Raw genomic sequence first — 22162 nt, 5'->3', positions numbered from 1 at the left:
TGACGTATGTTTATGTTGTAACTATAATTGTTACGATTTAGTAGTTATAGGAAAGGGTGAACGGAAAAAGTGAATGGAGTTAATCAAGAAATATATAAACCTGTAAAGACAAATAGGTTATGGATGATTCTTGTACTAGGGACACTTACGGCGATTGGGCCATTATCTATTGATATGTATTTGCCTTCTTTACCGAAATTAACAGATGACCTACAAACAGGTGCATCCCTAGCGCAGTTAACATTAACAGCTTGTTTACTTGGGCTTTCAGTAGGGCAATTATTTGTCGGTTCAATTAGTGATATTTACGGAAGGCGCAAACCTCTTATTATTGCTCTTATTATTTATGTTGCTTCTTCTTTACTTTGTGCTATTGCACCATCTATTTGGAGTTTAGTGTTATTGCGCTTCTTGCAAGGAGCTTCAGGATCGGCTGGGATTGTGATATCACGTGCAATGGTACGTGACATGTATTCAGGTTCTGAAATGACGAAGTTTTTCTCACTGCTTATGTTAGTAAACGGAGCAGCACCTATTTTGGCACCGATTATTGGGGGACAATTGTTACAATTTACAACATGGCGCGGTGTCTTCATCGTTCTTGGAGCAATTAGTGTATTCATGTTAATATCAGCTACTTTCGTATTACGTGAAACATTACCTCCTGAAGAGAGAGAAACGGGTGGATTGTCAGGAACATTGGCGACGTACGGAAAACTGTTAAAGGATCGTCTGTTTATGGGATATGCATTGTCACAAGGGCTAGTAACGGCGGCAATGTTTGCGTACATTTCAGGCTCACCATTTGTGTTACAGAACATATACGGAGCGTCACCACAGCAATTTAGTTTATTCTTTGCAATCAACGGTATCGGTATTATCATTGCTAGTCAGGTAACGGGTCGTTTAGCAGGGAAAGTGAATGAGAAGACATTATTTGTTGCTGGTATTATTATCGCAGCTGTTGGTGGCCTATCTTTATTACTGACAATCGTGCTCGGAATAGGTTTAATTGGTGTTTTATGCTCATTATTCCTTGTTGTATCAAGTGTCGGGGTTGTCTCAACGACTGGGTTCTCGTTAGCGATGAGAAATCAGAAACAAGCCGCAGGAACAGCATCGGCCTTATTAGGATTATTACAGTTCATCTCAGGAGCACTTGTTGCACCGTTAGTAGGTATTGGTGGAAGTAACACCGCATTACCGATGGGTGTTGTAATCGCTCTTTGTGAAATTGGTGCTGTGTTATGTTATCTATTTATGGCCAGAAGAAGTGAGAAGCAGTTTGAACTGCAACAAAGACAAAATTTAGAGGCTTAATTTATAAAAAGAGCTGATTCAAATGTGTTGAATCAGCTCTTTTTTCATTTCTTTGAAATAACTTATACAGTGTTGTAAGGTGATGCAAAAGTTATTTGCATAAAGTGACGATACTGTGACAAAAATGTTGGTGTGTATATTAAGATATCGTCTTAAGTGTAAAAAGTAGGGTGTTCTCGGTATAATAACAAGTGGAGATAAAAGAAACTATAATGAGTAATAGCTGTAGATAAAAGGAGAAGAAGAGATGAAGAAGGTTTTGGGTATTGCTGTAATGGGAAGTATGATCCTTCTAGCGGGATGTAATGGAAATAAAGATACGAAAGAACCGAAAGAAAAGGTAGAGCAATCTACTGAGCAAACAGAAGAGATGAAAGAATACCTTGCAGTACATGAAAAATACGATATGAAAATGAATAAAGAAATTAATAAAGCATTACAGTTATTTGAAGTGGCAAAAGAAAAGGGCGGTAAGGAAATAACGAATGCTACATATAAAGAAGATGTGCAAAAGGTAACAACGAGCATGTTAGAAGATATCGATAATATACGTAAAGAAATTCGTGTTCCAAAGTCGAAAGAGCAAGAACATGAGGTATACGCTGGTTTCTTGAATGAATCGGAACAAGCGATGAAAAAATTACAGAAGTTAGCTAAAGAAGAAGACTCATCATTGATTCGTGATATAGAAATTAATTTTGCAACAGCATCAACATACTATAAACGTTTTCAAGCAGAAACGAAAAAATAACCTTGCGTACGCGCAAGGTTATTTTTTTTTCTTACCATCTCCGTCTTCATCCTCGCATACTAATACCTTCTGTTCTTCGTGAAATTGAGAAATGGTTTGACCGGTAATATTATCGAATGGAGTATAAAAAGAAGTGATACGTTTCTTTTTAATAAAGAGTTTATAGAAGCCGATGATGACAAGTATAACGATTGTTAAGGGTAATCCTATAGTAGCAAGAAGTAAGGAATCCATCTTATAACTCCTTTAATACAATTTCTTTTTATTATAAGCGAAAGATTGTAATTTCAATAACTAACGCCATAGAAAACTGATTTTTCTAAATATATCCAATTTGATTGACTTTTCATTTTTTCAGAATTATAATTCGAAATATACAATTTGAACCAAATAATAATATAGCAATTTACTTATCCAGAGAGGTAGAGGGACTGGCCCTATGACACCTCAGCAGCGGGTTCTGTAACAGGAACACCGTGCTAATTCCAGCAAGCAAGTCTTGAAAGATAAGTGATGGGCCTTCGTTTATTAAGCCTTGATCTTATTTTTTAAGATCAAGGCTTTTTGTGTTTTAAGAAGAGAAAAGGAAGCAAGGGGAAAGATACGTCAATAAAACAAAGTAAATTTATGAGTTTAGGAGGTTATTAAAGTGTATGTTATTAAAAAACTATCGGTTATGGTTTTCACGCTATGGGTCATTACGACAGTAACATTTTTGATTATGCATATCATTCCTGGGGATCCATTTTCATCAGATGCGAAAATCTTTCCCGAGGAAGTAATACAAAATATGAGGGCGAAGTATCACCTCGATGAACCGTTATGGAATCAATACGTCGCTTATTTAGATGGCGTAGTTCATTTTGATTTTGGTGAATCTGTTCAATCCACAGGTCAAGGCGTATCAGAAATTATAACGACAGGATTTGGTCCGTCAGCGATTATTGGTTTACAAGCACTTATTATTTCATTATTAGTCGGAATTGCAGCAGGTACATTTGCAGCCTTATATCATGGGAAAGTAATTGATTATAGTGTGAGCTTACTTGCGATTCTCGGTATATCTATTCCAAGTTTTATTTTAGCGCCACTATTTATACAAGTATTTGCTATACAGTTTGAACTGTTACCTGTAGCGTCTTGGGGTACATTCGAACATACAGTATTGCCATCCTTTGCATTAGCGTTAGGACCAATCGCGGTTATTACAAGGTTTGTTCGCTCTAATATGATTGAAGTTTTGCAGAGTGATTATATTAAGCTAGCGAGAGCGAAAGGTATACCAATTAAGAAGATTATTATAAGACATGCTCTTCGAAATGCAATTGTGCCAGTACTTACATTTGTTGGACCGTTAATGGCTGGGCTTTTAACAGGGACTTTCGTTATCGAGAAAATCTTTTCAATTCCTGGCCTCGGAAAATATTTTGTAGATAGTATTTTTAACCGAGATTATCCGGTCATTATGGGAACAACGATTTTCTATAGTGCGTTATTAATTTCTTGTATTTTTATTACAGATATTATTCACCGTATTGTTGATCCGCGTATTCGTTCTATTACATAAGGAGGGGGGATATTTAAATGGGAGCTTATGAAATTAATAAACAGTTATTAACGAATGAAGAGAAAAAAGAATTAACGATAAATAAAGATCAGCAAACAATTAGCCGGAAGAAGGAAGTGTTTCGCAAGTTTATATCAAACCCTATAGCAGTTTTAGGGGCAGTGACGTTATTACTCATTATAATTTTCTCACTAATTGGCGAAAGTTTAACGTCATTTACTGCGAGTGAACAAGTGAAAGAAGCGACTAATTTACCTCCTAGTAGCGAGCATTGGTTCGGAACCGATGATTTAGGAAGAGACATATGGGCACGTACTTGGGCTGGTGGAAAAATCTCACTAACAGTTGGATTGGTAGCAGCAGCACTAGACATAGGTCTTGGTGTACTGATCGGAGGTTTTAGTGGATATGTAAGAGGGCGTAATCGTCTTGGAACGTTAATAGATGAATGGATTATAAGAGGGATTGAAGTGTTATACGGTATCCCATATTTATTAATTGTTATTTTACTATTGATTGTGATGAAACCAGGACTTTTTACGATTATAATCGCTCTTGCATTAACAGGGTGGATTGGCATGGCACGTCTCATTAGAGCCCAGGTCTTGTCTTTAAAACAAAGAGAGTTTGTTATCGCAGCAGAACGGTTAGGTACGTCTCATATGAAAATTATATATGGACACTTAATTCCAAACTTAACAGGGATTATTATCGTAAATTTATCATTTACAATTCCGGCAGCTATTTTCTCAGAATCATTTTTAAGCTTTATCGGACTCGGGGTGCAATCACCAGCGGCTAGCTGGGGAACGATGACGAACGATGCACTCGGGACATTGCTAAGCGGAGAGTGGTGGCAATTATTCTTCCCAGCAATCATGATTGCACTCATCATGTTCGCATTTAATGCAATTGGTGATGGTTTGCAAGATGCAATTGATCCAAAAATCGTAAAAAGGAATCGAAAGGAGAAAAAACATGGGACAGCTTTTATCTTTAGAAAACGTAACGTTAGCCGTTGAAAAACAGAGTAGTAAGCAAGCGATTGTGAAACATGTTTCCTTTTCTATTAACGAAGGTGAAATAGTTGCACTTGTAGGAGAGAGTGGTTCAGGAAAAAGTGTTACAGCACAATCTATTATCGGACTAAATCAAGAGTCTATTCACATCGATGATGGAAGTATCTCTTTCCAATCTCAAGGATTAACGAATTTACAAGAATCAGAATGGAATCAAATTCGTGGGAAAGATATTTCCTTTATCTTTCAAGACCCACTTTCATCTTTAAATCCAACGATGAAGGTGGGAAGGCAAATTACAGAGGTGATTTTGCAACACGAAAAGAAATCGAAAAAAGAGGCAAAAGAAATTGCAATTAACTTATTAAATGATTTAGGGATACATGAAGCAGAGAAACGCTTTGAACAGTACCCACATCAATTAAGCGGAGGCATGAGGCAACGTATTTGTTTAGCAATTGCATTTGCTTGTCATCCAAAGCTCGTTATTGCAGATGAACCTACAACTGCATTAGATGTAACGATTCAAAAACAAATTATGGGGTTATTAAAAGAGCGAAAAGAAAAACAAAATACGAGTATTTTGTTGATTACACATGATTTGGCACTTGTACGTGAAGTAGCTGACCGAGTAGTTGTCATGTATGGAGGGCGTGTTGTTGAAAAAGGAACGATAGAAGAAGTAATAGGTTCCCCTAAACATCCATACACAAAAAGCTTATTACAGGCAATTCCGAATATGGATGATTCTGAAAAGGTACTTAGGTCAATTAAGGGAACAACACCATCAATTGAAACGTTAAATAGCTTTGGATGCCCATTTGTCAATCGTTGCCCAGTAGCAATACAAGAATGCATTCATCGTTTCCCAGAGAGAACAACATATTCTGTAGAACACAGTTCACATTGTTGGCAGCATGTTCTCGAGCATAACCAAGCGAAATCAAAAGAGAAGGTGAATGCCTCATGACGACAGATTTAATTAAGGTAAAGCAAGTAACGAAAACATATGGAAGTAAAAAGAAAGAAATAGCAGCGTTAAAAGATATATCACTTTCTATTCCGAAAGGAACAACACTTGGCATTATTGGAGAAAGTGGTTCAGGAAAAACAACACTCGGTAAACTCATAGCTGGGATTGAGAGTCCAACGTCTGGTGAAATTGATTATAACGGTCAAGTTGTTCACAAGTTGAAGTCAGCTCATAAGCGAGATTTCTTGCAGAAAGTACAGTTCATTTTTCAAGATTCAACAGCTGCATTAAATCCGCGCTGGAAAGTACGCGATAGCGTAACAGAAGGCTATATTTCATTCGGTTTAGGCGACGATAAAGGGCTGAAAGATAAAGTCGCAGGTGATGCACTAGAACGTGTTGGACTAGATAGAAGATATATTGATCGTTACCCGCACGAATTTAGCGGAGGACAACGTCAACGTATCGCTATTGCAAGGGCGTTATTATGTGAGCCAGAAGTATTAATTCTTGATGAACCAATTTCTGCATTAGATGTTTCATTGCAAATTCAAGTTGTACATTTACTGCAGAAAATTCAAAAGGAGCAAGGTTATACATATTTATTTATCGCTCATGATTTGCCGATGGTTCACTATTTATGTGAAAAAGTGGCGGTCTTATATAAAGGAGAACTTGTTGAATTTGGAAATACGGATGAAGTGTTCCGTGATCCACAACATTCTTATACAAAAACATTATTAGCATCAACACCAAAAATTTCAGGCTAAAGGAGAATGTAGGATGAAGAAGTTTTTATTATTTGTCATTATGACCGTATTAGCAATTACTTCTGTCGCTTGCGGTAAGAAAGAGGCGCAAAAGGCGAGTGCTGGTAAGGGAGAAGGGGATCGATTAGTAACGAATATTGGTAGCGATCCATATACACTCGATTCCGCTATTGCAACAGATAGCACATCAGGTTATGTAATTGGGCATTTATTCTCAAGCTTATATACGCAAGATAGTGATGGGAAATATCAAAATGAGTTAGCAGAAAAAGAAGAAGTAAATGCGGATGGAACTGAATATACAATCCATTTAAAGAAAGATATTAAATGGTCAGATGGTTCTCCTATTACAGCAAATGATTTTGAATTTGCATGGAAGCGATTATTAAATCCGAAAACAGGCTCTATGAATGCAACAGAAATGTATTTTATTAAAGGTGCAGAGGCATATAATACTGGAAAAGGTGAAGAAGGACAAGTGGGCATTCAAGTTGTTGATCCTCAAACATTAAAGGTAACACTTGAGCATCCAGTTGCTTCTATTAAACAAAAATTAGCGAGTTCATTATTTATTCCATTATCTAAAAAATCAATTGATGATAACAACAAATTAAAAACAGATCCAAAAGAGTTAATTACAAATGGACCATTCACGTTAAAAGAATGGAAGCATAATCAAGCAATTACAGTACAAAAAAATAAAGAATACTATGATAAAAAGGTAACGTTAAAAGAAATTGAGTTTCGTATTATTCCAGACTCTAAAACAGCGTATCAATTGTACAAATCAAAAGAATTAGATTTATTAAGTGGTTTACCACAAGAGATGATTGAGAAAGAAAAAGGGAATAAAGAATATAAACGTGTTGCGGGCTTCTCATCTTATATTTACTCATTTAACGTAGAAAAAGAGCCATTTACAAATGCGAAAGTACGTAAAGCATTTTCATTAGCAGTTGATCGTAAATTTATCGTTGAAAAACTGTATAAGAATAATGCGCAAGAAGCATATGCATTCGTTCCAGAAGGAGCAAAAACACAAAGTGGTCGTGATTTCCGTAAAGAAAAAGGTGATTACGTTAAATTTGATCCAGCAGAAGCGAAAAAATTACTAGAAGAAGGTATGAAAGAACAAGGATGGTCTACATTACCTGAAGTAACATTAAAATTCACTACAGATACACAGCATAAAAAAGTAGCAGAAGCAATGCAGGAAATGTTTAAGAAAAATCTTGGTGTAAATATTAAGTTAGAAAATAAAGAGTGGAAGAGTTACATCGATACATATAAGCAAAGTGATTTCCAATTAGCTTATATGGGATGGGGCGGTTCTTTATTAGACCCAATTACTAAACTAGATTTATATGCAGGCGATGGTCCAAACAACTATGCAAAATGGCATAATAAAGAATTTGACGCTTTAGTGAAAGAAGCAGAAGTGGAACAAAATGAAGATAAGCGCTTTGACTTACTGCATAAAGCCGAAGATATTATGTTTACAGATTCACCATTAATCCCAATTATATTCCCGTCGGATTCTTATTTACAGAAACAAACGGTATCTGGACTTCAATATTATGTTGGATCTAAACCGGATTTAAGATATGCAAAAATAAAGAAGTAGGCAACCGCCTACTTCTTTATTTTATTTCTCTTTTATATTCTTTTTTCGTTCCATCAGAGAAGACAACTTCTAAATCGAACTTTTGGTAGTCTTTATCAAGTTTGAACACGTTTACTACTTGATCGATTACTTCTTGGTCAGGCGTATCTTTATCAAATTTTAATTCTTGTAGAAGTGGGCTTAATTTTGTAATAGCCTCGTCACCTGTAAACTTTGCATTTGATTTGTGGTCTTCAAGTTTTGCTTCCATTTTTTTATCTGCTGCTACATTTTTATAATCAGCCTCATAGTCTTTCTTCGTATCTTGATAGTCTGCATCTAAACTGAATTCATTGAAGTTTAATTTTAAATCAGCAGGAGATTCATTCTTTGCCTCTTCTGTAGTCTTTTTATTAGAAGTTGTGTCTTCTTTTGCAGGAGCTTTACATCCTGTTAATGCAGGTACTAGCATAAGCGCTAATAAAACTGATAGTAAAATTCTCATTATAAATTCCTCCTTATGTAAATTGTTTCTATACAAGTTTTTCCAAAAAACATGTAATTATGTATGCATTGAAAATAAATTATTAACTTGTAGCCACAAAGATTAATCCGCAATTTAAATCAAAAACGATTTTTATGTATATGGTAAATTAAGGTTGTGAGGAGGTACTAAAATGCATGAAGAATATAAAGAGATGATAAAGAAGGCAATTGAGTATATAGAGAGTCACTTACATGAGGAACTTACAACAGAAAGAGTGGCATCTCACAGTGCAGTATCGATGTACCATTTTCATCGTATTTTTCAAAAGTATATCGGGATGAGTGTAACGGATTATATTCGAAAGAGAAGGTTAACTCATGCTGCGCAATCCTTAGTGTTAACGGAGAGGGCTGTTATTGATATTGCAATGCAATACGGCTTTTCCTCACAAGAGGCATTTACGAGAGCTTTTAAAAGAATGTTTCAATTGCCGCCGAAGAAATATCGAAAGTACTTTCAGTCATTTTATATAGAAAGAGAGGGTGTTTCAATGCAAAAAGGTATACCGAAAGGATGGATCTTAAGTGGAAGTCATCCTGCTGAATATGAGATGGGTTTAGATTATGAAGTTGCCCATCAAGGAAAAGTATCTGCATACATAAAAGCAAAAGAGGATGTTACACATGGAGGATTTTCAACATTAATGCAAATGTTTCGAGCAGATAAATATGTAGGTAAAAGATTACGTTTAACAGCATTTGTTAAGAGTGAGAACGTAAAGGACTGGGCAGGATTGTGGATGCGAGTAGACGGAAAAGATACAGAACCGCTCGCTATGGATAATATGCAAAATCGCCCAATTAAAAATACGAATAACTGGCAATCGTACTCGGTTGTATTAGATATAAAGGAAGAAGCGCTTGGTATTGCATTTGGTATTTTATTATCAGGAGAAGGAAGCGTGTGGCTAGATAGTATCCGATTTGATGAAGTGGATGAAAAAATTCCTTCAACAGATTTGGCTGAAAACTTTTATGAAACACTACTAGAAGAACCGATAAATCTTCAATTTGAAGAGATAGAAAAGTAAGGAGAAAAGATATGCTCAAATATGCAAAACTAATAAGTATTAGTTTAGTAATATCGTCTTGTATTATGGGAATTAATTATTTCATTAGCTATCTTTGGTCAGGGCATATACCTTCTTTGACGTGGAGAACATATTTGATGTTTGTGTTTATATTTATGATGAGTTTTGGTTCGACGCAAAAAGAGAGCTATGAAGAAAATTGATAATCGTTTTGTTTATCTTCCTATTATTGATACGCAAATAGTTATCACTAGATTAGAGATTATTTCCCGTAACAAACGGTTATCATACAATAATATTTGGTGAAGTTAATAGGGAGAGAAATATTATTGTATTATTACTGATTGTACTCGTTATAAAATTGGTAGCAAGAATTACCATATGTATAAAAGGGATGGTAAAGAGAAGTAGTTCTATAATTAAAGAAGTATAAAATAAAAAGGTATCCTGTGATTGGATACCTTTTTACTTTATTATTTTGCAACTTCTGTCCACTTGTAGTTAAATTCACCGCCGAAGTCAGTTGTTACAAGTCCTTTAATGAAAGAGCGTTGTAAGTAAGAGCGACCTTGTTGGTATAAAGGAGCGACAGCACCGTCTTGTAATAGGATTTTTTCAGCTTGCTTCATTGCTTCAAAGCGTGCTTTTTCATCGCCAGCTAAATCTGTTTTCACTTTATGAATGAGCTCATCGTACTCTTTGTTAGAGTATTTATCGAAGTTATAAGCACTATCTGTTGTAAATAAATCTAAGAATGTAATTGGATCGGCGAAGTCAGGGCCCCAACCATCAATACCGATTTCATAGTCACCATTTAATAGTAGTTTTAACTGTTGTTTACGTGGTTGTGGTTTTAATGTCACTGTTAATCCATCTAGATTCTTTTCTAATTCACCCTTTAAATACTCACCAGTCTTTTTAGCTAAAGCATTATCACTTGTTAATAGCTCGATTGTTACTTTGTCAGTACCAAGTTCTTGTTTCGCTTTTTTCCAATTTTCTTTCGCTGTTTTCACATCATCTTTGACTAAGTTTCCGTTTTCTTTACGGAAGTCGTTACCTTCTGGACTTTTTGCGAATTTCACAGGAACCATTCCTTCAGCTGGAACAGCACCGTTATTTAAAATTGTTTCTACGTATGCTTTTTTATTCATAGCTCCGTTAATAGCAAGGCGTGCATGTTTATTTTTTAACGTTTCATTTTTTTGATTTAGTCGTAAGAATTGAATGCCAACTTCAGCGCGGTCTTTGAAGTTTGGATCGCCCTTATATTTATCAACAAACTCCGCAGTTAAAGCAACGCGATCAATTTGTCCTGAATCATATAAGTTAACTTCTGTAGACTTATCTTTAACGACATTGAAGTTGATTTCTTCTAATTTTACAGTTTTAGCATCCCAATAGTTAGGGTTTTTCTTCAATTGGAAGCTTTGTTCGTGTTTCCAGTTATCTAATGTGAAAGCACCGTTGTAAATTAAATGATTTGTTTCTAAACCATATTTATCTCCTTGAGATTTTAAGTACTCTTCGTTAATTGGTAAGAATGTTGAGAATGTCGTTAAGCTTAAGAAGTAGGGAACAGGACGGTCTAGTTGTACTTCTAACGTTTTATCATCAAGAGCTTTGACCCCTAGTTGATCAATTGGCAATTGTTTCTGGCTTATTTGTTTCGCATTCTGTATATCGAAGAATAAGAATGCATATTCAGCTGCTGTATCAGGATTTACGGCACGTTGCCAAGCGAAGACGAAGTCCTTTGCTGTAACAGGAGTACCGTTTGACCATTTTGAATCACGTAGGTGGAATGTATATTTTGTTTTATCGGGACTAACGTCAACCGACTCAGCAACACCAGGAATCGGTTTGTTATCTTCTCCCATTGCATATAAACCTTCAAAAACATTTCGCATTACGCTCATGGATTCCCCATCCGTCGCTTTTGCAACATCCATTGTTGGAATTTCTGAAGCGAATGATAAGTTAATTGCCTGTTTATCAGGTGCTTTATCATTTGCTTTCGCTCCGCTTGCATGATCTTTATTTCCCCCACAAGCAGTTAGTAATAGACTTGCCCCTAAAACAGATGCAACAACAGGTACAACTTTTTTCTTCATTGTTCGTTCCTCCCTAAATGTGTTGTTCGTAACGTCGTAATGTCCACGTTTTGAAGTGTAGCTATAGAAGAAGAGAAAACCTATTACAGATATGTGCGTGTAGGTAATCAGGTGTTCTATATGTATATACATGTTGAACTATAATCTATCGTTATATGTTTCAACGTAGAAGACATTATATTTTGATGGTTAAATATTTAGTTTATTTGATTATTTAGAATATTAACACTGGAAAGAACTATATGTCAATAATAAAAATAGATTGTTAATTTCTTAGAATAATATATTAAAAAAGCAGATTCCCTCGTGTTTGGGAACCTACTTTTCATATGTTTTTCTAAAAAAATAATTGGTGTAGGTGGAGAAACTTCAAATAAAGTGGCCTTTTATTACGTTAATTGCGGCTACCGATAAAAGCTCGATTGATGCGGGTTAATAATCAGTGGGTAAAGAAAGTCCCAATGATTAATGTTTCACTTTATTTTTCAATTTTTGCCCACTTGAAGTTTAATTGCCCTGCAAAGTCTACTTGCACAATTCCTTTCACATAAGAACGTTCTAAATAAGATTCGCCTTTTTGGTAAAGAGGAGCGATAACAGAGTCTTTAAATAAGATTTTCTCGGATGCTAGTAATGCTTCCCAGCGAGCTTTTTCATCACCGGCTAAAGTTGTTTTTACTTTTGCTATTGTTTCATCAAACTCCTTATTAGAGTAATGGTCTAAGTTGTAAGGGTTATTCGTTGTAAATAGCTCAAGGAATGTAATTGGATCCGCAAAGTCAGGGCTCCAGCCGTCAATTCCAATTTCGTAGTCACCTTTTAATAAAAGTGAAACTTGTTGTTTACGTGGTTGCGGCTTTATATTTACCGTTAAGCCATCTAAATTCTTTTCTAGTTGTCCTTTTAAGAATTCACCAGTTTTCTTTTCAAGGTCACCGTCACTTGTTAATAGTTCTAACGTTATTTTTTCAGACCCAAGTTCTTGTTTTGCCTTTTTCCATAATTCTTGAGCAGATTTTGTATCAACCTTTGTTAAATCGCCGTTTGCAGCACGGAAATCTGTTCCGTCAGGTCCTTTTGCAAAGTTTTTCGGCACGAGACTAGAGGTTGGTGTAGAGCCGTCATTTAATAACGTATTTACAAAGGATTTCCGATCGATTGTTTGATCGATTGCTTGGCGTGCAGAAACGTTTTGAAGTACTTTATTTTGTTGATTCATACGTAGAAACTGCACCCCTACGTTCGGACGTTCTTTAAAGTTGGCATCTTTTTTATATTTATCAACGAAGTCAGATGTTAGTTTTATACGGTCTAATTGTTTTGACTCGAATAAATTTACTTCTGTAGATTTTTCTTTTACGACGTTAAAATTAATTTCTTCCAGTTTGACAGTATCTTTATCCCAATAGGTAGGATTTTTCTTGAATTTAAAGCTTTGCTCGTGCTTCCAATCGCTTAGTGTAAAAGCTCCGTTGTACAAGATTGTATTGTCTTCTAAAGCGTACTTATCACCTTGTGTTTTAAAGAATTCCTCGTTAATTGGTAGAAATGTTGGGAACGCTGTTAAGCTAATAAAGTACGGAACAGGACGTTCTAATTCTACCTCAAACGTATGGTCATCAATTGCTTTTACACCAAGTTGATCGGCTGGAAGTTCTTTGTTGTTAATTTTTGTTGCATTTTTAATATCAAAGAATAGAAATGCATATTCAGAGGCTGTTTCTGGATCAACAGCTCTTTGCCAAGCGAAGACAAAGTCTTTCGCTGTAACAGGAGTGCCGTTTGACCATTTTGAATCTCGCAGGTGGAATGTGTATTTCGTCTTATCACCACTTACTTCATGAGATTTTGCAACACCAGGGACAGGTTTGTTACCTTCACCAAGATTATACAAACCTTCAAATACGTTTCTCATTACTTGACCAGAATCAGTATCTGTAGCACGAGCTGTATCCATTGTTCGTATTTCAGTAGGTGAAGATAAGTTTAAAACCTGCTTACTAGGCGCCTCGTCCTTTGCATTTGCTCCGCTTGCTTCGTTTTTATAATTACCGCAACCAGTTAATAAAATACTTACTCCTACAACTGATGCAATACCGGGTACAAACTTCTTTTTCATTTGATTTTCCTCCTAAATAATTAAGTTTGGATGATGATGAGGGAAATGAAAAATAAAAAATCCCTCTTTTCATATTGAGAAAGAGGGATTTTTACGTACAAGTTATGCACCCGTATATAAACGAAGTCCCTCATTCTATCTTTCAAGCATAAAGCTTGCAGGAAGTGGCACAGTATTCAAAATGAACCTGTTGCCGAGGTTTCAAAGGGCCAGTCCCTCCACCTCTCTTGATACAATGAGTAAACGAATAAATTTTATTAATTTTTGTGTTTCTTTGATAATTCAAAATCTTACACCTTGGATAATGAAGTGTCAACTAAATGAAATATATTTTAAATTTTCAGTTTTCTCAGACGGAAAAACCACTGCATATGGCAGTGGTTTTTCTATTAGAAGTTAAAGTTATCTGGATCTGGACCAACGCGACGATCTTCATTTAGAGCTTGAATTGCTTTCATGTCATCCGCACTTAATTCAAAATCGAATATATTTGCATTTTCAATAATGCGATGTTCTTTAATAGATTTAGGGATTGTTACAACTTCATTTTGTAGATCCCAGCGTAAAATAATTTGTGCAGTTGATTTATTATATTTTGTTGCAATGTCTTGTAATGTTGGGTTGTCTAGCAGTTGGCCTTGCATTAATGGTGACCAAGCTTCAAGCTGGATGTTATGTTCTTTACAGAAAGCATGTAATTCTTCTTGTGCTAAACGTGGGTGGTATTCCACTTGGTTGACCATTGGCTTAATTTCAGCAATTTCAAATACGTCTTGTAGGTGGTGAATGTGGAAATTACTCACACCGATAGCACGAACACGGCCGTCTTTATAAAGCTTTTCTAACGCTTTCCATGATTCAGTATATTTCCCTTTTACAGGCCAATGTACTAAATATAAGTCTAAATATTCTAGACCTAGTTTTTCTAATGTAGTTTCAAATGCTTGAAGTGTTGTTTCATATCCTTGATCGCTATTCCATACTTTTGATGTAATAAATAATTCTTCACGTGAAACACCTGATTCACGGATAGCTTGTCCAACGCCTTCTTCGTTTTGATAGATTGCCGCAGTATCGATGCTGCGGTAGCCATTTTTAATTGCTGCTTTTACAGATTCAATTACTTCTGAACCGTCTTCTACTTTAAAAACACCTAAACCGAACCAAGGCATTTTTACACCGTTATGTAGTGTTGTATAGTCTTTTAAACTTGTTAAATTCATATTATTTCCCCCTAGCTTTTTTGTTTGTTGCTTCTACTGCTTTTTGAATTGCCTCTGAAAAATTATATTCATATAAAGATTTGAGACCCTCAGCTGTGGAACCACCTGGTGTTGTTACTTGTTCGCGGAGGTTAGCTGGATCTTGCGTTTGTTCAAGCATAGAAGCAGAGCCAGAAATCATTTGAATGACAAGGTGTTTGGCAGTTGCTTCATCGACTCCATAATTTTTTGTTGCTTCAATTAAGCTTTCAGCAAAGTAATAAAGGAAAGCTGGTGCACTTCCAGTAACGGCAGTAAGCTGATGAACTTCTTCCTCAGTGCAAAGTTGCGAAGTACCAATGCCTCTTAAAAGCAGTTGTAAGGTTTCCTGATGCATCTCGTTTACTGATTGTCCCATTGTATATAAGGAGATAGACTTTCCAATTTCAGCAGCTGTATTTGGCATAATCCAAGCAACAGGTGTCCCCACGGGAAGTCTTTCTTCTAAATAAGACGGACCAATGCCAGCAGCTACAGTTACGACAAGTTGCTTCGATAGTAACGGAGATAATTCTGCTAATAATTCTTCATGTGCAGAAGGTGGCATTGCTAAAACAATCGTATCAACAGATGTAACATGCTGCTTCCAATCTGTTGTAGTAGACACATTATATCGCCCTTGTAATTGCTTTAGCTTTTCTACGTTGCTTCGGTTAGAAACGATAATTTCTTCGATGTATTCTTTGCTTGTTTTAAGTAATCCGGAAAATATAGCTTCTGCCATACGACCAGCACCAATAAATAAAATTCGATGTTTAGTTAGCATATCCTCTATTCCTTTCTAGTGGAGATATGTTATAAAAAACGATACCATTTTTAAGAGAATTTTGTAAAAAGAAAAGGCTTATTGTGAAAAGGATAAAAACGGAGAGAGGAGGGTTAATATAAATAAGGTTATAAAAATTGTTATACTTAAAAAATAGTTGTAATAAAAAATCCCTGAAGCACAATTGCTTCAGGGATTAATAGATTATAAGTTTATGCTTTTGTCATACCTAACAATACAGCGCCGCCAATAATTAAAACACTACCTAGTGCAATAAAGATCAATTGACGTTTTGTTTTCTTTTCACCTAAGAAGACAATCGCACCGAATGTTGAGATAACGATTCCAGTTTGAGATAATGGGAAGCTTGTTGCTACTCCAACACGTGGTAATGAAAGAAGTAAGAATAAGTTTCCAGTTCCCCATAGTAAACCAGACAAAGCATTACGGATTGCATATTTGTTAAATGGTTTATGTTTAGATGTCAGTACAACCGCACCAACAAACATACCAACTGCTTGTGGTAAAATAGCAGACCAACCATCGATATTATACCAACGAATAATAATTACATATACAAGGTAACCAAAAGTAGAAACAATTAAAGTAAGAAGTCCTTTTTTCAATTGTCCTGGTGGCTGTGCATTTTCTTTGTCATCTAATGATGTGAATACAACACCAACTACGATTAATAGGATTGCAATCGTTCCCAGAACAATCGTTGTTGTAGTAGTCCACTCACGGAAAGCGATAACTCCAAAGATAGAAGTTGCAACAAGTTGCATACCAGTAGAAATTGTTACAGTAGTTGAAACACCTAGTTTTTCAACTGTTTTTAATTGGTTTACTTGTCCTAAAGCCCAGAATAAACCTGAAATAAAACCAACAATCAAGATTGTCATTGTTAAAGCTGGTTGAGTAAATACATACATAATTGTTGCGAAGAATAGAGCACCGATTGTCATACCTACCGTTTGGCTATATGCACCACCGCCCATTTTTACGCTTACTAATAAGATGTTTCCCCATGCAATTGCAGGAAGAAGCGCTAATAAAATGTCCATTACAAGACTCCCTTCGATTTTCTATACCAATATAATTACATATCGTTCTAACGATCGGTAATGCCCCACTAGTAGAGTAGAAGATTACCGATCGCTAAAACAGGATGAAGAATTTACGATATAAATGCGTTTTCATTTCTTCATTTTTTGAAACACCTCCATATAATAACAGGAAATTGCCTATTTTAGAAAGTGAATTCAAATAAAATGTATATTTTAATAAGAGGTAAAATTCAGTTATTTCCCGAGCGTATATTTTATTTCCTAAGAAATAAATAAGCAGCTTCGAAAAAAGCTGCTTTAAGAGTTGGTAATTCTTTTATTGATAAGCTGAATACATAGCAGAAATAGGAGTGACAAACTGATAGTGATAACTACAAGTGTCCAGGCAAGCTGCATATTACTTGCATCAATCGCCATATAAATTGCAGTTGGGATAGTCTGTGTTTTACCAGGAATGTTCCCAGCAAACATGAGTGTAGCACCAAACTCACCGAGCGCACGAACAAAGCTCAAAATCATTCCGCTTAGTAAGGCAGGAAATGCAAGTGGAAGTGTGACGTGTAGAAAAACTTGATATTCACTTGCACCGAGGTCACGAGCGCTTTCTTCAATTTGTACATTCGCGATAGAAAATCCTGTTTTTGCTGATTGGTACATAAGCGGAAATGCAACAACTGTAGAAGCAATGATCGCAGCAGTAGATGTGAACATAATAGACTGCTGAAACAAGGATTCTATCCACATTCCAATGGGACTATTATTTCCAAAAATAATAATGAGAAAAAAGCCAATTACAGTTGGTGGAAGTACCATTGGTAATAAGAAAATTGTTTCTAATATAACTTTATATCGCCATGAGGAGCGTGCTAGCGCTCGTCCGATAATCGTCCCTAAAATGGTAACGATAATGGTGGCGCATGCAGCTACTCGTAAAGATAGAAAGATTGGTGAAAAAATAGCATCAAAGCTCATGGCAATTATGATAGGACTGTAAATCCATATTTTTTAAAGATAGATTGTGCATCTTTTGACTGTAAATATTCATAAAATGAAGTCGCCTCTTTCTTATGCTTAGATCCCTTAATAACACCTAATGAATAGTGGATAGGCTCATGAGAAGTAGCTGCCGCTGTCTCGCCAATCTTTACTTTGTTTGAAATAAGAGCATCTGTTTTGTATACAATGCCAGCATCGACATTACCTGTTTCTACATATGTTAACACTTGGCGAACATCTTTTGTAAATACGATTTTATTTTGAATGTCATTCCATAGATTTTCGTGTGTGAGAGAGGCCTTTGCATATTTTCCCGCAGGCACTGATTCAGGTGTACCAAGTGCGATTTTCTTAATTTTTTCATCTTTTAAATCTTGAATTTTTGAAAGGGAACTATCTTTTGGGACGACTAGAACAAGTTCATTTCCGAGAAGATTTTTCCCTTCCTTTTCATTAATGAATCCTTTTTTAACAAGAGTTTGGAATTTATCTTCGGCTGCTGAGAAGAATAAATTAGCAGGTGCACCTTGTTCAATTTGTTGTTGAAGTGCACCAGAAGCACCGAAGTTAAAAGAAAGTTTAATAGTAGGTTCTTTTTCTTTATATTTTGTTTCGATTTCTTTTAGTGCATCTTGTAAGCTTGCAGCAGCTGATATAGTAAGCTCAACTGTTTTTCCTTCTTTAGCAGTTGATTTCTCTTTCTTGTTTCCGCTTGTACATGCAACGCTAAATATAAGAAGAAAAGAAAGTATAAGTGCCCCGATGGATCGTAATGTAAACTTGTTCATAAAAAAATCCCCTTTCATTTTGATATATTCAATTATAACTAATTATAACTAGATATAAATAGTTATAATTGAATATAATTTGAACGATGTAGTTGTTTTTAATATAGGAGAAATATTCTTTTCTTTGTTACAATGAAGGAAGAAAGTGAGGAATCGTCTATGGATCATCATTCCTACACAACGGAAGAAGTAGCGAAGCGATTAAAAGTATCAAAATTAACGGTATACGATTTAATTAAAAAAGGAGAACTGCCTTCTTATAGAATTGGTAGACAGATGCGCATTGATGCAACGGATTTAGAACAATATATAAAGCAAATGAAAACAGGGAAAATACAAGGCACTCCTGTAAAGAGCGAAGATAGTAGAGGCTTGAATACATGTATTATTAGCGGACAAGAACTAACGTTAGATATGTTGGCGAAACGTATAGAAAATCGCCTGCCAAGTTCAAATATATTAAGGGCATATCAAGGTAGTTTAACGAGTTTAGTAAAGATGTATCAAGGAGAAGGAAGTATCGTTAGCTTGCATTTGTTTGATGGCGAAACGGGTACATACAATGTTCCTTACGTAAAACGTATTTTAGTTGGACAACCGTGTACGATGATTAATTTATTAGTAAGGAACGTTGGGTTTTATGTGCAAAAGGGGAATCCTAAAAATATAAAAACATGGGATGATTTATCCCAATCATCTATAAGATTTGTAAATCGAGAAAAAGGCTCTGGCATTAGGGTATTGGTGGACGAACAATTGCGCATTCAAAAGTTAAATAAAGAACGTATTAGTGGGTATGAATGGGAAGAATCGAATCATCTTGGTGTTGCCACACAAGTCGCGAATGGAAAAGCTGATGTGGGAGTAGGATCAGAAAAGTTTTCACAAATTGTAAATGTAGACTTTGTTCCAATCATGAAAGAACAGTATGATTTAGTGATTTTGAAGAATAAAGAAAATGAAGAGCTGATCGAAGTCGTGAAAGATATTCTGCAATCGGAAGAATTTCATAATGAATTAAAAGCGATTGGTGGATACGATATGACGAAAACAGGTCAGATTATATATGAAACAAACTAAAAAGCTGCTTGTCTATAAGACAAGCAGCTTTTTCTATATATAAAGGGGTTTGGGGAAACAAAGTATTAAACGAGACCTTGAGCAAGTGTGTAAATGAAAGCTGTAAGAAGAGTAGCTCCACTTGCAAGTCCGATAAAGTCTGATTTGTTGAAAGTAATGTTGTTCATTGTAATCTCTCCTTATTTGTTTAATGTAGTTGCAACGGCTTTTGCATCGACAAGTGCGGATAGCACCATGCCCATTGTATTTAAAAATTTGTTTGATTTTATTTTGTTCATCATGCGTATCCGCTCCTTTTCGAATTGTTGTTGCCCTGCTTTATGTCTTAATTATAGGAAATATGATCGCCTGCAACTATCGAATTAGCTTACGGAAGGCTTACACTTTTGTAAGAAAAAAAGACATTCGTGTAAGAATGTCTTTTAAAGCATATTGATATGATGATGTTCTTCAATTGTTTTTAAAAAGCTACGCATTGAATTCGTCATATAGCTATCTTTACGGCGTATGAAAACCGTTGAAATACTACCATATTTTTCAGGGATTGCATGACAATGTACCTTACCAGCTTTAGAAAGATGGTGGACAGCAGACTGTGGTACAAGCGTAATGCCAAGGCCAAGTGCGACACTGTTTAATATTGTCTCTAATATATTAAATTCCATAATTCTTTTTGGTAGCAAACCTTCATCTTTAAGCCATCGTTCTAGTTTGGAACGGTATCCACATCCTTGGTTAAAAACGAGTAGGGGCGTTGTTGTAAATTCTTCTATATGAAAAGCTTTATTTTGTGTTATCAGCATTAATTTTTCTGTACTAACATCGTATTGTTCAATTAGTGGATGTTTAATAGGCCCTGATATAAAGGCACCATCTAATTGGTGATCAAGTACTTCTCTAATTAATTCTTCTGTTAGACCTGCTTGTAATGATAAATCAACATTCGGATAGCGTTTATAGTAAGAAGATAAAATGGTAGGTAATGTACTTACTGTTTCGACAGTACCGATTTTTAATATACCAGAAGGTGTTTCACTATCTAAAAATACTTGTTTTAGCTCATCAACATCTTGCAAAATTTTATTAACATAAACGAGCATTTTTCTTCCTTCGGCTGTTAAAGTCATGCCTCGTTTATGACGATAAAAGAGCGGTGTTTTGAGCTCATTTTCTAGTTGTTTAATACGGGTAGTTACATTTGATTGTACGTAGTTTAATTCCTTTGCTGCGCTACTTACACTACCCTGGTCGGCAACGCTCTGGAAGATTTGTAAATCTCTTAATTCCATAATAAGATCCTCCTTGATGTTAACTATCATTATAAGTGATAGTTAACATCATTTTGAATCATTTTACGTGATATATTTTTTCTTTTACAATTCTCTTTGTGCAAATAGAAAGAAGTGGGGGATTGTGTTGAAAAAAGGTCAAATGATAATAGGGGCTTTAGCGTGTTTAATTGCAAGTATGTCGTGGGGAGCAATGTTTCCGGTTGCTGATCATGCGTTAGAATACATAGATCCATTTTATTTTTCGCTTATTCGCTATGGAGCGGTGGCGATTGTACTGATAGTATTGCTGTTAATGAAAGAAGGAAAACAGGCATTTCGTTTAGAGGGAAGAGGAAAGTTACTCGTCTTTTTCGGGACGATGGCGTTTACTGTATATAATGTACTTATATTTTTAGGTCAAATGTTGATGGGGAAATCAGGTGTGATGGTAGCCTCCATTATGGAAGCACTTATGCCGATGATTTCTATTTGTATTCTATGGGGATATAAGCATGTAAAACCGAAAAAGTATATGATAACGAGCATGATTATTGCTTTTATAGGAGCTGTATTTGTTATTACAAAGGGCGATATGAGTTTCTTTTTAACGTTGAAAGATAACATGTTTTCGCTAGCATGTATATTTGTAGGAGTTGTAGGTTGGGTTATTTATACGATGGGTGGTCAAACGTGTAGCGATTGGTCGACATTACGTTACTCTACATTGACGTGTGTATTCGGTACGACTGTTACAGGAATTATAACGGTACTTATTACGTCGCTTGGATATGTTTCAGTTCCGAGTATGGGAACGATTTCTATCGTGAAATATGATTTATTGTTTATGATGACATTACCGGGAATTGTAGCATTACTCGCTTGGAATTACGGTGTGAAGATTTTATCATCTATTAATGGGATTTTGTTTATTAACTTTGTGCCTATTACGACTTTAATGATTATGATGATGCAAGGATATCAAATAACAATGTTTGATATTATAGGAACTTTACTTGTTATCGCAGCGCTTATTCGCAATAACGTTTGTCAGAGAAAAGAAGAAAATATAAATAAGAAGGTTTTACAAGAAGAGCAATTACGTCAAGCTGTTTAATAGGC

At 35.5% G+C, this 22162-nt stretch carries 22 protein-coding genes and 2 riboswitches; of the genes, 11 read left to right on the top strand and 11 right to left on the bottom strand.

Annotation, left to right across the window (positions count from 1 at the left end):
- Window positions 1–69 precede the first annotated feature (69 nt).
- Window positions 70–1320, top strand: coding sequence for a multidrug effflux MFS transporter (locus AC3WVA_RS26600; RefSeq protein WP_073518225.1), 1251 nt, complete (start codon window positions 70–72; stop codon window positions 1318–1320).
- A gap of 247 nt (window positions 1321–1567) precedes the next feature.
- Window positions 1568–2071: a lipoprotein gene (locus tag AC3WVA_RS26595; RefSeq protein ID WP_048528646.1), complete on the top strand. Its 504-nt coding sequence runs from the start codon at window positions 1568–1570 to the stop codon at window positions 2069–2071.
- Between the two features lie 18 nt (window positions 2072–2089).
- On the opposite strand, the gene AC3WVA_RS26590 is transcribed toward AC3WVA_RS26595, so the two are convergent.
- Window positions 2090–2305 (bottom strand): DUF3951 domain-containing protein, encoded by a 216-nt coding sequence (locus tag AC3WVA_RS26590; RefSeq protein ID WP_098881424.1) that lies wholly within the window; start codon window positions 2303–2305, stop codon window positions 2090–2092.
- 173 nt (window positions 2306–2478) lie between these two features.
- Window positions 2479–2584, top strand: a riboswitch (SAM riboswitch).
- Between the two features lie 136 nt (window positions 2585–2720).
- Between AC3WVA_RS26590 and AC3WVA_RS26585 the strand changes: the two genes are divergently transcribed.
- Genes AC3WVA_RS26585 through AC3WVA_RS26565 form a run of 5 tightly spaced genes read left to right on the top strand, consistent with a single transcriptional unit; the run spans window position 2721 to window position 8024 of the window.
- Window positions 2721–3638, top strand: coding sequence for an ABC transporter permease (locus tag AC3WVA_RS26585; RefSeq protein WP_048528645.1), 918 nt, complete (start codon window positions 2721–2723; stop codon window positions 3636–3638).
- Between the two features lie 17 nt (window positions 3639–3655).
- Complete coding sequence (locus AC3WVA_RS26580) at window positions 3656–4660, top strand: ABC transporter permease (protein ID WP_048528644.1); 1005 nt, start codon at window positions 3656–3658, stop codon at window positions 4658–4660.
- Window positions 4617–5627, top strand: a complete 1011-nt coding sequence (locus AC3WVA_RS26575; RefSeq protein ID WP_492322316.1) for an ABC transporter ATP-binding protein — start codon at window positions 4617–4619, stop codon at window positions 5625–5627. The genes AC3WVA_RS26580 and AC3WVA_RS26575 overlap by 44 nt, the downstream gene beginning before the upstream one ends.
- Entirely contained in the window at window positions 5624–6400 is a 777-nt protein-coding gene (locus tag AC3WVA_RS26570) for an ABC transporter ATP-binding protein (protein WP_098345095.1), read from the top strand. Before AC3WVA_RS26575 ends, AC3WVA_RS26570 begins: the two co-directional genes overlap by 4 nt.
- 13 nt (window positions 6401–6413) lie before the next feature.
- Window positions 6414–8024, top strand: a complete 1611-nt coding sequence (locus AC3WVA_RS26565) for a peptide ABC transporter substrate-binding protein (RefSeq protein WP_098345096.1) — start codon at window positions 6414–6416, stop codon at window positions 8022–8024.
- A gap of 16 nt (window positions 8025–8040) precedes the next feature.
- On the opposite strand, the gene AC3WVA_RS26560 is transcribed toward AC3WVA_RS26565, so the two are convergent.
- Window positions 8041–8508, bottom strand: a complete 468-nt coding sequence (locus tag AC3WVA_RS26560; protein ID WP_098345097.1) for a YusW family protein — start codon at window positions 8506–8508, stop codon at window positions 8041–8043.
- A 172-nt stretch (window positions 8509–8680) separates the two neighbouring features.
- On the opposite strand from AC3WVA_RS26560, the gene AC3WVA_RS26555 reads away from it, so the two are divergent.
- Together AC3WVA_RS26555 and AC3WVA_RS26550 are read left to right on the top strand one after the other, a co-directional pair.
- Entirely contained in the window at window positions 8681–9580 is a 900-nt protein-coding gene (locus AC3WVA_RS26555) for a helix-turn-helix transcriptional regulator (RefSeq protein ID WP_098345098.1), read from the top strand.
- Between the two features lie 11 nt (window positions 9581–9591).
- Window positions 9592–9783 (top strand): hypothetical protein, encoded by a 192-nt coding sequence (locus tag AC3WVA_RS26550; protein ID WP_048528638.1) that lies wholly within the window; start codon window positions 9592–9594, stop codon window positions 9781–9783.
- 270 nt (window positions 9784–10053) lie between these two features.
- Here AC3WVA_RS26550 and AC3WVA_RS26545 read toward each other — a convergent pair whose 3' ends face one another.
- From AC3WVA_RS26545 to modA, 7 genes are all read right to left on the bottom strand, one after another.
- Window positions 10054–11694, bottom strand: a complete 1641-nt coding sequence (locus tag AC3WVA_RS26545; protein WP_098881425.1) for a peptide ABC transporter substrate-binding protein — start codon at window positions 11692–11694, stop codon at window positions 10054–10056.
- Between the two features lie 478 nt (window positions 11695–12172).
- Entirely contained in the window at window positions 12173–13813 is a 1641-nt protein-coding gene (locus AC3WVA_RS26540; RefSeq protein ID WP_098881426.1) for a peptide ABC transporter substrate-binding protein, read from the bottom strand.
- Between the two features lie 132 nt (window positions 13814–13945).
- Window positions 13946–14050: riboswitch (SAM riboswitch) on the bottom strand.
- Window positions 14051–14202: 152 nt separating this feature from the next.
- Complete coding sequence (locus AC3WVA_RS26535) at window positions 14203–15036, bottom strand: aldo/keto reductase (RefSeq protein WP_001054817.1); 834 nt, start codon at window positions 15034–15036, stop codon at window positions 14203–14205.
- A gap of 1 nt (window position 15037) precedes the next feature.
- Window positions 15038–15841 (bottom strand): pyrroline-5-carboxylate reductase, encoded by an 804-nt coding sequence (gene proC / locus AC3WVA_RS26530; protein ID WP_048528635.1) that lies wholly within the window; start codon window positions 15839–15841, stop codon window positions 15038–15040.
- 212 nt (window positions 15842–16053) lie between these two features.
- Window positions 16054–16905 (bottom strand): GRP family sugar transporter, encoded by an 852-nt coding sequence (locus tag AC3WVA_RS26525; protein ID WP_048528634.1) that lies wholly within the window; start codon window positions 16903–16905, stop codon window positions 16054–16056.
- A gap of 300 nt (window positions 16906–17205) precedes the next feature.
- Entirely contained in the window at window positions 17206–17880 is a 675-nt protein-coding gene (gene modB / locus AC3WVA_RS26520) for a molybdate ABC transporter permease subunit (RefSeq protein WP_048528633.1), read from the bottom strand.
- A 5-nt stretch (window positions 17881–17885) separates the two neighbouring features.
- On the bottom strand, window positions 17886–18692 hold the full coding sequence (gene modA, locus AC3WVA_RS26515) for a molybdate ABC transporter substrate-binding protein (protein WP_098881428.1): 807 nt from the start codon (window positions 18690–18692) through the stop codon (window positions 17886–17888).
- Window positions 18693–18824: 132 nt separating this feature from the next.
- On the opposite strand from modA, the gene AC3WVA_RS26510 reads away from it, so the two are divergent.
- Window positions 18825–19772, top strand: coding sequence for a substrate-binding domain-containing protein (locus tag AC3WVA_RS26510; protein ID WP_083588084.1), 948 nt, complete (start codon window positions 18825–18827; stop codon window positions 19770–19772).
- Window positions 19773–19837: 65 nt separating this feature from the next.
- Here AC3WVA_RS26510 and AC3WVA_RS26505 read toward each other — a convergent pair whose 3' ends face one another.
- Together AC3WVA_RS26505 and AC3WVA_RS26500 are read right to left on the bottom strand one after the other, a co-directional pair.
- A complete protein-coding gene (locus AC3WVA_RS26505) occupies window positions 19838–19939 on the bottom strand; it encodes a DUF3948 family protein (protein WP_001060018.1) in 102 nt (33 codons plus the stop codon).
- A gap of 255 nt (window positions 19940–20194) precedes the next feature.
- Complete coding sequence (locus AC3WVA_RS26500) at window positions 20195–21061, bottom strand: LysR family transcriptional regulator (RefSeq protein WP_098345102.1); 867 nt, start codon at window positions 21059–21061, stop codon at window positions 20195–20197.
- Window positions 21062–21188: 127 nt separating this feature from the next.
- On the opposite strand from AC3WVA_RS26500, the gene AC3WVA_RS26495 reads away from it, so the two are divergent.
- Window positions 21189–22157, top strand: a complete 969-nt coding sequence (locus tag AC3WVA_RS26495; protein WP_142342054.1) for an EamA family transporter — start codon at window positions 21189–21191, stop codon at window positions 22155–22157.
- The last annotated feature ends 5 nt before the right edge of the window (window positions 22158–22162 follow it).

It is taken from the genome of Bacillus sp. EB106-04-02-XG92 (genome assembly GCF_058791995.1).
The sequence above is the reverse complement of the archived record's forward strand: the minus strand, read 5'-3'. Positions and strand labels throughout refer to the sequence as shown.

Excerpts from the sequence above, each read along its gene's own strand:
- AC3WVA_RS26595 (WP_048528646.1), top strand. The coding sequence starts at position 1,568 with ATGAAGAAGGTTTTGGGTATTGCTGTAATGGGAAGTATGATCCTTCTA.
- AC3WVA_RS26590 (WP_098881424.1), bottom strand. The coding sequence starts at position 2,305 with ATGGATTCCTTACTTCTTGCTACTATAGGATTACCCTTAACAATCGTT.
- AC3WVA_RS26580 (WP_048528644.1), top strand. The coding sequence starts at position 3,656 with ATGGGAGCTTATGAAATTAATAAACAGTTATTAACGAATGAAGAGAAA.
- AC3WVA_RS26575 (WP_492322316.1), top strand. The coding sequence starts at position 4,617 with ATGGGACAGCTTTTATCTTTAGAAAACGTAACGTTAGCCGTTGAAAAA.
- AC3WVA_RS26570 (WP_098345095.1), top strand. The coding sequence starts at position 5,624 with ATGACGACAGATTTAATTAAGGTAAAGCAAGTAACGAAAACATATGGA.
- AC3WVA_RS26565 (WP_098345096.1), top strand. The coding sequence starts at position 6,414 with ATGAAGAAGTTTTTATTATTTGTCATTATGACCGTATTAGCAATTACT.
- AC3WVA_RS26560 (WP_098345097.1), bottom strand. The coding sequence starts at position 8,508 with ATGAGAATTTTACTATCAGTTTTATTAGCGCTTATGCTAGTACCTGCA.
- AC3WVA_RS26555 (WP_098345098.1), top strand. The coding sequence starts at position 8,681 with ATGCATGAAGAATATAAAGAGATGATAAAGAAGGCAATTGAGTATATA.
- AC3WVA_RS26550 (WP_048528638.1), top strand. The coding sequence starts at position 9,592 with ATGCTCAAATATGCAAAACTAATAAGTATTAGTTTAGTAATATCGTCT.
- AC3WVA_RS26545 (WP_098881425.1), bottom strand. The coding sequence starts at position 11,694 with ATGAAGAAAAAAGTTGTACCTGTTGTTGCATCTGTTTTAGGGGCAAGT.
- AC3WVA_RS26540 (WP_098881426.1), bottom strand. The coding sequence starts at position 13,813 with ATGAAAAAGAAGTTTGTACCCGGTATTGCATCAGTTGTAGGAGTAAGT.
- AC3WVA_RS26535 (WP_001054817.1), bottom strand. The coding sequence starts at position 15,036 with ATGAATTTAACAAGTTTAAAAGACTATACAACACTACATAACGGTGTA.
- proC (WP_048528635.1), bottom strand. The coding sequence starts at position 15,841 with ATGCTAACTAAACATCGAATTTTATTTATTGGTGCTGGTCGTATGGCA.
- AC3WVA_RS26525 (WP_048528634.1), bottom strand. The coding sequence starts at position 16,905 with ATGGACATTTTATTAGCGCTTCTTCCTGCAATTGCATGGGGAAACATC.
- modB (WP_048528633.1), bottom strand. The coding sequence starts at position 17,880 with ATGAGCTTTGATGCTATTTTTTCACCAATCTTTCTATCTTTACGAGTA.
- modA (WP_098881428.1), bottom strand. The coding sequence starts at position 18,692 with ATGAACAAGTTTACATTACGATCCATCGGGGCACTTATACTTTCTTTT.
- AC3WVA_RS26510 (WP_083588084.1), top strand. The coding sequence starts at position 18,825 with ATGAAGGAAGAAAGTGAGGAATCGTCTATGGATCATCATTCCTACACA.
- AC3WVA_RS26505 (WP_001060018.1), bottom strand. The coding sequence starts at position 19,939 with ATGAACAACATTACTTTCAACAAATCAGACTTTATCGGACTTGCAAGT.
- AC3WVA_RS26500 (WP_098345102.1), bottom strand. The coding sequence starts at position 21,061 with ATGGAATTAAGAGATTTACAAATCTTCCAGAGCGTTGCCGACCAGGGT.